Here is a 12,955-nt window from a genome sequence, read left to right as displayed (position 1 = left end):
GGCATGCGTTGGTTCAGTACACCGGCGGCGAAACCACCCAGATGACGACCGCCGGCTCGGCGCCGGGATTGCGCCAACGGAACGGCTTGCCTTCGAAACGGAAGCTGTCGCCTTCGCCGAGCCGATGCCAGACACCGCCGATCTCGATCTCGAACGTGCCCGACGCGACATAGCCCGCCTCTTCGGTCGGACGACGCGCTTCGGTCTTCAACTCCGCACCCGGAGCGAAGACGGAGCGCAGCATCTCGAAACTACCGCCGAGGTCGGGCGACAGAAGCTCCTCCACCAGGCCGGATTCGCTTGTGCCAAGCGAGCGGCGGCTACCGGCGCGCACGACCACCCCGCGCTCCTCTTCGACCGGGACGTCATGGCTGAAGAACAGGCTGAGCGGCACGCCGAAGAGCTCGGCGAAGGCCCGCAGGTCACCGAGCGAAGGGACCGACAGGCCGCGCTCGACCTGACTGACCCAGCCGACCGAGCGGCCGAGCTTCAGCGCGATCTCGGCAAGCGTCAGCCCGCGCGCCTTGCGCAGCGCACGGATGTCGCCGGCCAGCAGACGCTCGCCACTGTCCTGCTCCGGTCTGACTGCGGTCGAGGTCAATCGTCCCTCTGTCTCTGAGCGTGAAAAAATCTAGGTAAATTTCATGAGAAAGCAAGCCCATGAAAAAATCAAGAGGATTTTCATGCTGCGCAAGATTTGCTTGCACGATTTTGGCGGTTGATGCAAAGCCTCGCCAACGAACGGCGAGTGGGGCGTCCGGTCGAGGATCAGTTAGTTATTTGTGTCTGCGGATGGTCGTTGCGGGAATCGGGTTGCCGGGTCCAGCCATCGTGAAGGGACGGCCCATGCTGGAGAAGAATAGCCGGATCGCGCTCGACGCGGCGATCGTCGACGAGGCGATCCTGTCGCGCCGATCGGTGCGCGCCTTTTTGCCCGACATGGTCGACGATGAGACGATCCGCGACATCCTGACGGTGGCGGCGCGGGCGCCGTCGGGCACCAACATGCAGCCCTGGCGGGTCTATGTGACCAAGGGTGATGTCAAGCAGCGCATCAGCGACGCGATCCTCAATTCCGGCATCCGCGCCGAGAAGGCGGAGTGGGACGAGTACCGCTACTATCCGGACCAGTTCTTCGAACCCTATCTCAGCCGGCGCCGGGCCAATGGATTCGGCCTCTACGGCGCGATCGGCATCGGCCGGCGCGAAGTCGACAGGATGCGGGCGCAGCACGACCGCAACTTCATCTTCTTCGATGCACCGGTCGGCATGATTTTCACCGTCGACCGGCGGCTCAACAAGGGTTCGTGGATCGACTACGGCATGTTCCTGCAGAACATCATGGTCGCGGCGCGGGGCAGAGGGCTGCACACCTGTCCGCAGGCGGCCTTCGCGCCCTATCACAGGCAGATCCGCCCGGTGCTCAACATTCCAGACGAAGAGATCGTGGTCTGCGGCATGGCGCTGGGTTACGAGGACACTTCCAAGCCCGAGAATGAATTCCGCACCGATCGCGCGCCGCTCGAGGACTGGGTGACGTTCGCGGAGTAGCGCCGGCGAAACCAGCCGTCCGATTTTGCTATTCTGTGCTCACATGCGCGCCATGGCCGCTGACATGGGCGCCGTCCTTCGGCGTGAGCCTCAGATAGGCGAGCAGCGCGCAGAGCGTGATCAGGGCCTCGACGATGAACAGGATGCGGTAGTCGTTGACGCTGGCCTGGCCGCCGCCGGCAAGCAGCGACAGAAGCGCCGCCGCCAGGCCGACGCTGATCGCGACCGCCAGCTGCCAAAGGATGTAGTAGAGCGCGCTGAAGCGGGAAAGCTGCTCCGGCGCGATATCCGAATAGGCGAGATTGCCGGTCGAGGCCCACTGAATGGAACGGAAGAGCCCGAAGACGAAGATGTAGGCGAGCACGATCCAGTGCGGCGTGCTTTCCTGCATCAGGGCAAAGCCCGCAACCAGCAGGGCAGCAATCGGCGTATTGGAGACCAGCACGCGCCTGAAGCCGAAGCGATTGAGGACGCGTGGCATGAAGAAACGCATCAGCACCGAGCCGATTGCCGCGACGAAGGTCAGCGATCCGGCCTCAACCGCGCTCATGCCGAAGCCGAGCTGGAACATCAGCGGTAGCAGGAAGACAACCGAGCTCAGCCCGATCGTGTCGAGCCCGCCACCGGTGAGGAAGCTGATGCGGAAGGTGCGGATGCGCAGCAGGTTGAGGTCGAGCAGAGGGTTACGCGTGCGTAGGCAGTAAAGCGCGGCGACGGTCAGGATGGCGATCGCCAGCCCGAGCTCCATGGCGATGCTGGCGCTCGCGACATCCTTCGCCGCAAGGGAATCCATGCCGAAGACGAGCAGCGCCATGCCGCTGCTGACAAGCAGGAAGCCCGGAAAATCGAACGGTGTGCGGACCGCCTTGGTCGTCGTGGGAAACAGCGATGCGGCAAGCAGGGCAGCAGTCAGAGCGATCGGGATATTGATGTAGAAGATCCAGCGCCAGGAGACGTACGTGGTGAGCGCGCCGCCGACGAGCGGCCCGACCAACGGTCCAGACTGTCCGGCGAGCGAAATGTACATGTTGATCTTAAGCGTGCGGTCGCGCGGGAAGCTCGAGAGGATCACGACCTGGCCGAGCGTGCCCATCAGCGCGCCGCCGAAGCCCTGCAGCGCGCGCGAGCCGACCAGCGTCCAGATATTTTCCGACAGGCCGCAGAGCGCCGATGCGCTGGCGAAGACAAGCAGCGCAAAGCAGTAGACGTTGCGAAGGCCGAAGCGATCGGCCAGCCAGCCGCCGAGCGGCATCGTAACGATGAGGCTGGCGACATAACCGGTGATCAAAAGACCGAGCTGGCTCGGCGGGCGACCAAGGCTTTCGCCGATGCCGGGCAGCGCGGTCACCACCACATTCTGGTCGAGGCTGGTCATGAAGACGCCGCAGGCGACGGTTGCCGGCAACAGGAGTGACGGCTCTCCCGCCGAAACAAAGCGGGTCGTGGCTGTCGCCGTTGTCTCTGCGGTCATGGAAGGATGTTGTCGAACTGGTTGCCAGAGCGGGCTCAGACAAGAGCCCGTGTTTCCTTATCTATCGTCTTCGCTGGCCCAAGCCTCAAGCAGCAGTTGTGGTCGTCGATAGTGCCAGGCTGCTGGTCCTAGTGCACCTCATACCCGACTTCCTCGCTGGCGTGGCACAAGGCCTTCCAGAACGAACGCGCGAAGGAGCGGAACACATAGATGTCGAACTGATCGGCGCCGCTGCGCTGGATCTGGGCAAAGATGTCGTGATGGTTTGTCGAGCGACCAGCGCCCAGCGGGAAGGCCGGCAAGGCGAAGTCGATGGCGAAGAATTTCGCCAGCACCCATTCGGCTTTGGGGCCGGCGATGCGGATCGCCGTGCGGCCGTGCGACAGGTCGGTGAGCGTGCCGATCGACGGCGTGATCACGCCCGTGAAGGCGGAGGCCAGGCCCTCGGCTTCATCGACCACAGTGAATTTGCCCGGCGCAAAGCCGAATGCCGCCTTCGCGCCGTTGCTGACGCCGCCGCCGGCGCCATCCGGCAGGGCGAGGCCTGTAACCTTGTATATGCCGGACATCAGCCGCTTCTCCTCGCCCGGCCATGCGGCAAGTTGCAGGATCGAGCCCGGCCGCGTCTCGGACAGGATAACGTCCACGCCATGCTCGAAATTGCCATGCGAGCCTGGATGATAGATCGGCTCAAGCGGCGACAACCGCTCGTGCAATTGGCGTTCCGGCAATTGGCGTTCGGGTCGTCGGCGCTCAACCATGCATGCGGCTCCCGTCCGGATCGTAGAAATGGTTGGAGACGATCTCGATCGGCCCGAACCGATTGCGCAGCGGGTCGGAGACAAAGGCGCGCGTGCCGTGGCGCGCCTTGCCGTCCTTGACCAGCGCCAGCGCGATGTATTTGCCGAGCGCCGGCGAATAGCAGCAGGCGGTGATATGACCGATCGAATCGTGCGGGTTCTCTTCGTCCAGTTCCTCGACGATATGCGCGCCGCCGTTGAACGGGCGGTTGTCGAGCGAGACGAGGCCGACAAGCTGTAGCCGCTCCGGCGAGATCAGGCCTTCGCGGTCCATCATGGCCGAGCCGATGAAGGGCTTCTTCTTCGACAGCATCCAGTCGAGATGGAGATCGCGCGCCGTGGTGCGACCGTCGATCTCGGCGCCGGTGACGTGGCCCTTCTCGATGCGCATGGTGCCGAGCGCCTCGAGGCCGTAGGTAACCAGGCCGAAGGGCTTGCCGGCCTCGATGAGAGCCTCCCAGACGCGGGTGCCGTAGCCGGCGCCGGAATAGACCTCGAAGGCCATTTCGCCGGAGAAGGAGAGCCGGCAGATCATCACCGGCACGCCGGCGATCTGGCCGTGGACGATACCCATGAAGGGAAGCGTCGCATTGTCGACAGCAGTGCCGGTGACGCAGGCAGCGAGGATGGCCCGGGCCTTCGGCCCGCCGATCGCCGCTCCTGCCCATTCGTCGGTGACGGAGGTGACGGTGACTTTCAACTCGGGCCAGATCACGTCGAGGAAATATTCCAGATGCTGCATCACCTTGCCGGCATTGGCGGTGGTGGTGGTCATCAGGAAATCCTGCTCGCCGAGCCGCCAGGTGGTGCCGTCGTCGAAGGCAAGCCCGTCCTCGCGCAGCATCAGGCCGTAGCGGGCCTTGCCCACGGCGAGTGTCGAAAACATGTTGGTGTAGACGCGGTCGAGGAATCCGGCGGCGTCCGGCCCCTGCACGGCGATCTTGCCGAGCGTAGAGACGTCGACGATGCCGGCGCTCTCGCGGGTGGCCTTGGCCTCGCGCACATAGGCCTGCTCGACCGTCTCGCCGGGAAGGCCGTAGATCATCGGCCGGTACCAGAGGCCGGCCGAGTACATGGTCGCGCCGTTGGCGATGTGCCAGTCATGCATCGGCGTCAGCCGCTCGGGCTTCAGATCGCCAAAGCGCTCGGCCGCCAGCGAGCCGATCGACACGGCCGTGTAGGGCGGGCGGAAGCGCGTGGTGCCGACTTCCGGGATCGGCTTACCGAGCGCCTCGGCCATGATGGCGAGGCCCGGCACGTTGGAGTTCTTGCCCTGGTCGGTCGCCATGCCGAGCGTAGTGTAGCGCTTCAGATGTTCGACAGAGACAAAACCCTCGCGATGCGCGAGCCGCACATCCTCGGCGGTCACATCATGCTGGAAGTCGACGAAGCTCTTGCCCTTGGCCTTGACCTCGAAGACAGGCGCCGGATCGGGGTCGCCTGGAATCGCTTCGACAATAGGCAGGGGCGCGGAGGAAGCATTTCCGCCGGCAGCCTGAAGGCCGGCGGCGCGGCCCTCGGCAAGGGCTTCGGCGGTCGAGAAACTACCGGTGAAGGCGCCGGCGCCGATCCAGCGCTGGGTCGGCGCCGGGGGCAGGAAGGCCTGCCTGGCCGCGTCCCACTCGGCCTTCGCGCCAGCCTGGCTCGCGAGATGGATGGTCGGGGACCAGCCGCCCGACATAGCCAAGCAGTCGGCGTGGATGCTGCGCTCGTCGCCGCTGAGCGCGCCGCTCATCAAGTCGAAGCGCTGAACCTTGAGACCGGTGAGCGCCTTGCCGCCCTCGGTCGCGACCACGGCATGGCCGGCAAGCAGCTCTGCCTCGGCCTCGCTCGCCAGCCTGCTCATCTCGTTCGACACGTCGCTTCGGACATCGATGATGGCGACGACGGCGGCCCCGGCCTTCTTCAGGGCAACGGCGGAGCGATAGGCGCTGTCATTGTTGGTGAACAAAGCGATCCGTTCGCCGGGCAGCACACCATATTGATTGGCATAGCGCTCGGCTGCATGCGCCAGCATGACACCGGGACGGTCGTTGCCCGGAAACACCAGCGGTCGTTCGAAGGAGCCAGTGGCGAGAACCACCGTTTTGGCGCGGATCGCCCAATAGCGCTGGCGCGGCTCGCCCTTGGCCGGGACTTCCTTATGGTCGGTCACACGTTCCAGCGCGGCCAGCGTGTTGCCGTCATAGTAGCCCCAGACCGTCGTGCGTGGCAGCAGGCGGACATTGTCGTTGCCTTCGAGCTGGCCGACGATGCGCCCCGCCCAGTCGGCGGCCGGCGCGCCGTCGATGGTCTCGCCGGACCAGTTGGCGGAGCCGCCGAAACGCGCTTCGAGTTCCGCTAGGATCACGCGCGCGCCCTGGTCGGCCGCGGCCCTCGCCGCCATCAGGCCGGCGGGGCCGGAGCCCACCACCAGAACGTCGCAAAAGGCGTTCATGCGCTCGTAGCGCGCGGTATCGGGGGCTATGCCCGCCTTGCCGAGGCCGGCAGCGCGGCGGATAAAATGCTCGCAGAACATCCAGAAGCGCGTGCCCTTGAGCGGCCCGATCACTGGCCCCATGAAGGTCTTGTAGTAGAAGCCGGCCGACAGGATCTTGCCGCCGAGCTGGTTGAGTGCGCCGATATCCCAGGCAAGCGAGGGAGAGCGGTTCTGGCTGACGGCGACGAGCCCGTCATAGATCTCGGCCATGGTGGCGGGGATGTTGGGCTCGCGCACTTCGCCGCGCAGCACCGTCACCAGGGCGTTCGGCTCCTCGACGCCAGCGGCCAGCAGGCCGCGCGGGCGGTGGTACTTGAAAGAGCGGCCGAACAGCGTCACACCGTTGGCTAGCAGCGCCGAGGCAAGCGTGTCGCCGGCGTGGCCGGTATAGGGCGCGCCATCGAAGGTGAAGCGGATGGTGCGCAGCCGGTCGATGCGACCGCCGGTCTCGGTGCGGCGCGGGCTCACTGGTTGCCTCCCGCTTTATGGCCCGCGGATTTGTGGCCGCCGCGGGCAAAGGCGGTGCTCAGGATTTCATGCGTGAGCGTGTTGCGCACGACCCTGAGATGCGCGCGACAACCGCCGGAATGCTGCCAGATCTCATTGTGGTCGCCGGCCGGGTTCAGCCGGTCATAGACATAGGCGTTCCAGGCATCGAGGTCCTGCGAGGCCGGCTGCGGCCGCTCGCGGTTGCCGTCGCCCTGGTAGGTGAATTCGATGACGTCGCGCGGACCGCAATAGGGACAGGTGATCAGCATCTTGATTTCAACCCTAATGCAGCCTGGGTGTCGCACCCTGGCCTTTGTCGTCGATGATGAGGCCGCGATAGAAACGGTCGAGCGTGAAGGGCGCGTTGAACTCATGCGGCTCGTCCTTGGCGATGGTCCAGGCGAAGCACCAGCCCGAGGCAGGCGTTGCCTTGAAGCCGCCGTAGCACCAGCCGCAATTGAGATACATGCCGGGTAGCGGTCCGGTGGTGATGATCGGCGATCCGTCCATTGTCATGTCGCAAAGGCCGCCCCAGGAGCGCAGCATGCGCACCCGTGCCAGACCCGGGAACAGCGCCAGCATCTCGCTCATCACCTCGTCGACGACCGGCAGGCTGCCGCGCTGGGCGTAACTGTTGTAGCCATCGAGGTCGCCGCCATAGACCAGGCCGCCCTTGTCGGACTGCGAGATGTAGAAGTGGCCCATGCCGAAGGTAAGAACGGTGTTGATGATCGGCTTGATCGATTCCGAGACAAAGGCCTGCAGCACATAGCTTTCGATCGGCATGTGGGAAATGCCGGCAAGCTGCATCACGCGGCCGGTGCTGCCGGCAACGGCCAGCGCCACCTTCTTGGCGCGGATATCGCCGCGCGTGGTCGTCACGCCAGTGACCCGGTCGCCGTCGCGCAGGAAGCCGGTGACCTCGCAATTCTCTATGATGTCGACGCCGCGCCGGTCGGCGCCGCGCGCATAGCCCCAGGCGACGGCGTCGTGGCGCGCGGTGCCGGCGCGCGGCTGCATCAGCCCGCCAAGGACCGGAAAGCGCGCCGAGCCGGAAACGTCCAGCGCCGGGACAAGCCGCTTGATCTGGTCGACGCTCATCAGCTCAGCATCGACGCCAAGATGGCGCATGGCGTTGCCGCGCCTTGCATAGTCGTCGAGCTGGGCCGGCGTATGCGCCAGGTTGAGGCAGCCGCGCTGTGAGAACATGACATTGTAGTTGAGGTCGTGCGACAGGCTCTCCCACAGCTTCATCGAATGCTCGTAGAAGCGGGTGTTCTGCGGCAGTAGATAGTTGGAGCGCACGGCGGTGGTGTTGCGGCCGACATTGCCCGAGCCCAGCCAGCCCTTTTCCAGCACGGCGACATTGGTGATGCCGTGCTCCTTGGCGAGATAGTAGGCGGTCGAGAGCCCGTGGCCGCCGCCACCGATGACGATCACATCATAGAACGCCTTGGGGTCCGGCTTGCGCCAGGCCGGCTTCCAGTCCTGGTTGCCGGACAGCGCGTTCTTGATCAGCGAAAAGGCCGAATATTCCGCCATTCTTCCTGTCGTCCTGTTGGTGCGGGGAGGCACACTATAGAGCAGCCCACAACCGCAAAGCCAAGATTGCGCCATCGCTTTTCGACAGGCCGACTTCGATCCGCGCCATCGATCCACGGATCGGGACGGCTTGCCGCCCGGTATGGCGGTCTTTATCAAGGGCGGAATTTTCGAAGGTTTTCGGCCGCGAGTCGCCCGTCACGTCATGATCTTCCGACTGCTACGCCTGATCCTGGTCGTCATTGTCGCCGTCGCTTCGCAGCCGTGGCACGGCGCGATGGCGCAGGCGATCGGCCATGGCTCCGCGCAGCTCATCGCCGACCAGACCAAGGTGATCCAGGACCTAACGACCAAGACGGACGGTCTGGAGAAGAAGATAAGCGATCCTGGCCAAGACGATGCTGAGCTCGTCGATATCCGCCTGCGGCTCGAGAACAATTCGCGGGCGGCGCTGAACAGCGCGCTGGCTTTCCGTTCGCGCCTCAACGACATCAACAGCCGCATCGAGGTACTGGGCCCGCCGCCGGCGCAGGGACAGCAGGAGCCTGCGGTCGTCGCCAACGAGCGCGCGGCGCTCACGGCCGAGAAGGCCCAGATCAACGCGGTGGTCGCCAGCGCGCAGAACCTGTCGATCCGCATCAGCGGGGTGGTCGACAGGATTGCCACCATGCGCAGCGAGCTTTTCCGCAGCGTTCTGACCAAACGCTACGAATTGACCGATGCGCTGAGCCCGCAGGCCTTTTCCGACGCGCATGACCAGTTCACCGGCCTCTACAAGGCCGTGGCCTCCTGGCTGACCTTCGCCTTCAAGTTCAAATTCCAGGCAGTCCTTGCCGCGACGCTGATGGCGCTGGCGCTGGCGGCCGTGCTCCTGATCGGTGGCAGGCGCCTGTTCGGCCGCATTTTCGAACCCAATCCATCCGTGGAGGATCCTTCATATCTCAGCCGCCTGTCGGTGGCGTTCTGGTCGACGCTGCTGCCGACCGCGGCGCTCGGGGTGTTCCTGGCTTCCGCAGTGTTTTTCTTCAATTACTACAACGTTCTGCGCGGCGACATCGGCACATTCCTCAATGCGCTGCTGGCAGTCATCGGGATGGTGTTCTGCGTCAACCGGCTGACCAATGCGGCGCTCGAACCGCGGTTGCCGAACTGGCGGCTCATTCCGGTCGAAACCGACCCCGCTCGCTGGCTGGTTGGACTGGCCACCGCGATGGCGCTGGTGCTTGGCCTCAATTATTTTCTGTCGGTCGTCAACGAGAAGATGGGGTCGCCGCTTTCGCTGACGATTGCCAGGAGCTTTGTCGCCACCATCATCGTCGGCGTCATCCTGATCCTGATGGGACTGCTGAGGCCGTTCAGGGCACGGGACGGCTCGTGGCGGCCGTGGCCGGCATGGCTTCGCTTCATCGCCATCGGCCTCGGCCTGTTCACCATCGCGGCGACGCTTCTCGGCTATATCGGCCTTGCGCTTTTCGTCTCGTTCCAGGTCGTGGTCACCGGCACCATCCTGGTCACCGCCTATATCGGCTTCCTGTCGGCGCGAGCGATCGGCGAGGAGGGCGGCTTCGCCGACACGTCGGTCGGGCGCTGGCTGTCGGCCAAGTCCAGCTATGAGGACACCGCGCTCGACCAGCTCGGCCTGGTGGTGAGCATCGCCATCAATCTGATGATCGTGCTGGTGTTCCTGCCGCTGATCCTGTTGATGTGGGGCTTCCAGCCCGGCGACATCGAGGCCTGGGCCTACAAGCTGGCGACGGGCGCGACAATCGGGTCCGTCACCATCTCGGTGCTCGGCATCCTCACCGGCATCGTTGTCTTCGCCATCGGCTATTTCGTGACGCGCTGGTTCCAGGGCTGGCTCGACGGTTCCGTCATGGCGCGCGGCAAGGTCGACACCGGCGTGCGCAACTCGATCCGGCTGGCGGTGGGCTATGCCGGTGTTGCGCTCGCAGCGCTCGTCGGCATATCGGCGGCGGGCATCGACCTTTCCAACCTGGCGCTGGTCGCCGGCGCGCTGTCGCTGGGTATCGGCTTCGGCCTGCAGAACGTGGTCTCGAACTTCGTCTCAGGTCTCATCCTGCTTGCCGAACGTCCCTTCAAGGTGGGCGACTGGATCGTTGCCGGCGATATCAGCGGCACGGTGAAGAAGATCAGCGTGCGCGCGACGGAGATCGAGACGTTCCAGCGGCAGTCGGTGATCCTGCCCAACTCCAACCTCATCAACAATGCGGTCGGCAACTGGACGCACCGCAACAAGCTCGGCCGGATCGACATCAAGGTGGGCGTCGCCTATGGCAGCGAGGTCAAGCGCGTGCATGCCCTTCTGCTCGATATCGCGCGCGCGCATCCCATGGTGCTGAAGAACCCCGAGCCCTTCGTGCTCTTCGCCAATTTCGGGGCAGCGGCGCTTGAATTCGAGATCCGCGTGTTCGTGGCCGATGTGATGAACGGCAGCACCGTCCAGAACGACATCCGCTTTGCCATCTTCGATACCTTCGAGGACGAGCATATCGAGATTCCGTCGACGCCGCGCGCCGTCGTCGAGACGAAGAAGCACGAGGCTTGGCCGATCGACGACGACAAGATGGAGGTCGAATTCGCCGAGCGCGAGCGGCTGGAGGCGGAGGCTGCAGCCGAACAGGCGCGTTTGGCTAGAACGAAGCGGAAAGGCCGCAAGCCCGATCCGGGCTAGGCTTTCGCCGTTAGCGTAGACGGAACCAATGCCGACAAGGCCGCGCGAAGCTCCGTCTTGCCATATCGTATTTCGCCAACGCCCTGTTCCGCGTCGATCTGGCCGGCATTGTGGACATCGAATAAGTCTGCGACGAGTTGGGCGTAGCTCGCACTCATGCCGCCAGCGACCAGCACGGGGATCCAGTCCTGCCGCGGCATTTCACGCGCCACGATTTCGCGGCCGGCGATCTTGCTGAGCGCATCGGCCACGTCGACGGCGCTGTAGCGGCGCGGTCCCTCGGCGTGGACAATACGCATTGCGTCGTTGCGATCCGTGAGAAGCAGATCCGCCGCGATCAGGCCGACATCTCCTGCCGAGACCGTCGGAAAGGTTTTGGAGACGGGATGATGCAGGCTGGCAAGAACCCCGGTCTGCAACGCCCGTCCGGTTCCGCGGCCCCAATTCTGCATGTGCTCGGCGGAGCGCAGGAAGGTCAGCGCTGCGGGGAGCTTCTTAAGTTCCGATTCCAGACGATGGAAGGTGAGCGTGATGCCGGTGCCGGTCGGCAGCTGAGCACCGTAGTCCGAGGTTGCCAGGATGCGCGCCGGACGGGTTTGCCGAAGCGCCTCGGTAATCGCGCCGATCGTCGCTGCCATTTCGGCCGATGCATTTTCCGCCTGAACGGGTGTAGGGCAGATCACCTGCACCGCCGAAGCGTCTTTTGTTGCCTCGACAAGCGCCGGCATATCCCTGAGGTCGGCCGCGGCTATGTCGCAACCACAAGCATGAAGCTCGTGAGCCTTCGAGGGATTGTGAACAACTGCCCTTACCGGGAGCCCGTTTTGGCGAAGCGCACCGATCGTCGCTCGTCCAATTTTCCCCGTGGCGCCTAGAATCACGAACATCTTCATTCTCCTGTTATGTCGGAGCGCTGGATGCCGGATGTACGACGGCGCGTCGCCCCGATAAGGACGGCGAAGCGCACAAAAGGACAGTCAGATGGAAGGCCCGGCTATCGCTGCAGACGAAGCAGCGCCGCTGGCGTGATTCCCAGCACGCGCTTCATGCTGCGAGCCATATGGCTTTGATGGGCGAAGCCGGCCTCCAGCGCGATCTGGCTGAGCGGCATCTCATTCTGGTCGAGCAGCAACCGGGCGCGCTCTACCCGTCGATGGATGACATATAGATGGGCCGGCACCCCGAAGCTGCGACGAAACAGAGCCTTCAGATGTGACACGCTGATGGCTGCAACCTGCGCCAGATCATCCAGGGAAAGATCCTGATCGAGGTTGGCTTCGATGAAGTCCTGCAGCCGCCGCTTCTGGCTGGACGACAGCATTTGCCCTGTCGGGATCCTTTGCGACGCCCCGTGAACCAGTTGCACGGCGAGCGCCCTGGCCAAGCTTTGGACATAAAGCCGGTCCGACGGCAACTCTGGGTGCAGCCCGCTCGCCAGCGCCCATGCGATATGTTCGATCCTGGGGTCACGGCGTTGAAACTGCGGCTCGACGACGATCCGGTCCGGATCGATTTCGAGATCGCGGGCGGTTTGCCGAACCAATGCCGGATTGACCCACAAGCGCAGGATGGTGCAGTCGGCGTCGTCTTCCCAGTCGCCGTCCAGCCCCGCCGGAACGATGTCTATGTCTCCGTGCGACTGGACCCGCCGATGCCGCTTCCCGTCGCAGCGGCAGAAGGCGTTGACGGATGGCCCGACATGGATGCCCAGCCTGTGGTAGGGCGAAGCCGGCACGTGGGTCAGGCCCGCGGCGATCTTCCGGTGCTCAACCTCCACACCGATCGTTTCCAGCCAGGTACCGGCCATCGTCTTCGCCTCGTGCTTATGTATCTGCATCTTCGGCATCATATCGGCTTGATCGACAAAATTGACAGGCGGCCGAAACCAATTGTGGCATGAATGCGGCATTCAGTTGCGGTTCAGCTTGCAT

Annotated in this window: 10 protein-coding genes; 2 read left to right on the top strand and 8 right to left on the bottom strand. The window is 64.4% G+C overall.

The features are described 5' to 3' along the window. Positions 1-13: 13 nt before the first annotated feature. Positions 14-601, bottom strand: a complete 588-nt coding sequence (locus RFN28_RS06615; protein WP_320286563.1) for a helix-turn-helix domain-containing protein — start codon at positions 599-601, stop codon at positions 14-16. A gap of 245 nt (positions 602-846) precedes the next feature. Here RFN28_RS06615 and RFN28_RS06610 point away from each other — a divergent pair, with 245 nt between their 5' ends. Further along, positions 847-1,551 (top strand): nitroreductase, encoded by a 705-nt coding sequence (locus RFN28_RS06610; protein WP_320286562.1) that lies wholly within the window; start codon positions 847-849, stop codon positions 1,549-1,551. Between the two features lie 28 nt (positions 1,552-1,579). Here the strand turns inward: RFN28_RS06610 and RFN28_RS06605 are convergent, their stop codons facing one another. The 5 genes from RFN28_RS06605 to RFN28_RS06585 form a co-directional block, all read right to left on the bottom strand. Beyond that, complete coding sequence (locus RFN28_RS06605; RefSeq protein WP_320286561.1) at positions 1,580-3,022, bottom strand: MFS transporter; 1,443 nt, start codon at positions 3,020-3,022, stop codon at positions 1,580-1,582. A gap of 128 nt (positions 3,023-3,150) precedes the next feature. Beyond that, the gene (locus tag RFN28_RS06600; RefSeq protein ID WP_320286594.1) at positions 3,151-3,738 is read right to left on the bottom strand and encodes a sarcosine oxidase subunit gamma; all 588 of its coding nucleotides are present in this window, start codon (positions 3,736-3,738) and stop codon (positions 3,151-3,153) included. Between the two features lie 37 nt (positions 3,739-3,775). Further along, positions 3,776-6,769 carry a sarcosine oxidase subunit alpha gene (locus RFN28_RS06595; RefSeq protein WP_320286560.1) on the bottom strand — a complete coding sequence of 998 codons (2,994 nt, stop codon included), beginning with the start codon at positions 6,767-6,769 and terminating at the stop codon, positions 3,776-3,778. Next, positions 6,766-7,059: a sarcosine oxidase subunit delta gene (locus tag RFN28_RS06590; protein WP_278072904.1), complete on the bottom strand. Its 294-nt coding sequence runs from the start codon at positions 7,057-7,059 to the stop codon at positions 6,766-6,768. The genes RFN28_RS06595 and RFN28_RS06590 overlap by 4 nt, the downstream gene beginning before the upstream one ends. Positions 7,060-7,072: 13 nt before the next feature. Beyond that, positions 7,073-8,332: a sarcosine oxidase subunit beta gene (locus RFN28_RS06585; protein WP_320286559.1), complete on the bottom strand. Its 1,260-nt coding sequence runs from the start codon at positions 8,330-8,332 to the stop codon at positions 7,073-7,075. 205 nt (positions 8,333-8,537) lie between these two features. On the opposite strand from RFN28_RS06585, the gene RFN28_RS06580 reads away from it, so the two are divergent. Continuing rightward, a complete protein-coding gene (locus RFN28_RS06580; RefSeq protein WP_320286558.1) occupies positions 8,538-11,024 on the top strand; it encodes a mechanosensitive ion channel family protein in 2,487 nt (828 codons plus the stop codon). On the opposite strand, the gene RFN28_RS06575 is transcribed toward RFN28_RS06580, so the two are convergent. Continuing rightward, positions 11,021-11,911: an NmrA family NAD(P)-binding protein gene (locus RFN28_RS06575; protein ID WP_320286557.1), complete on the bottom strand. Its 891-nt coding sequence runs from the start codon at positions 11,909-11,911 to the stop codon at positions 11,021-11,023. The genes RFN28_RS06580 and RFN28_RS06575 overlap by 4 nt on opposite strands. A gap of 107 nt (positions 11,912-12,018) precedes the next feature. After that, entirely contained in the window at positions 12,019-12,831 is an 813-nt protein-coding gene (locus tag RFN28_RS06570) for an AraC family transcriptional regulator (RefSeq protein WP_320286556.1), read from the bottom strand. Positions 12,832-12,955: the final 124 nt, after the last annotated feature.

Origin of the sequence: Mesorhizobium album (genome assembly GCF_033977205.1) — a bacterium.
Taxonomy (GTDB): Bacteria; Pseudomonadota; Alphaproteobacteria; order Rhizobiales; family Rhizobiaceae; genus Mesorhizobium; species Mesorhizobium album.
The sequence above is the reverse complement of the archived record's forward strand: the minus strand, read 5'-3'. Positions and strand labels throughout refer to the sequence as shown.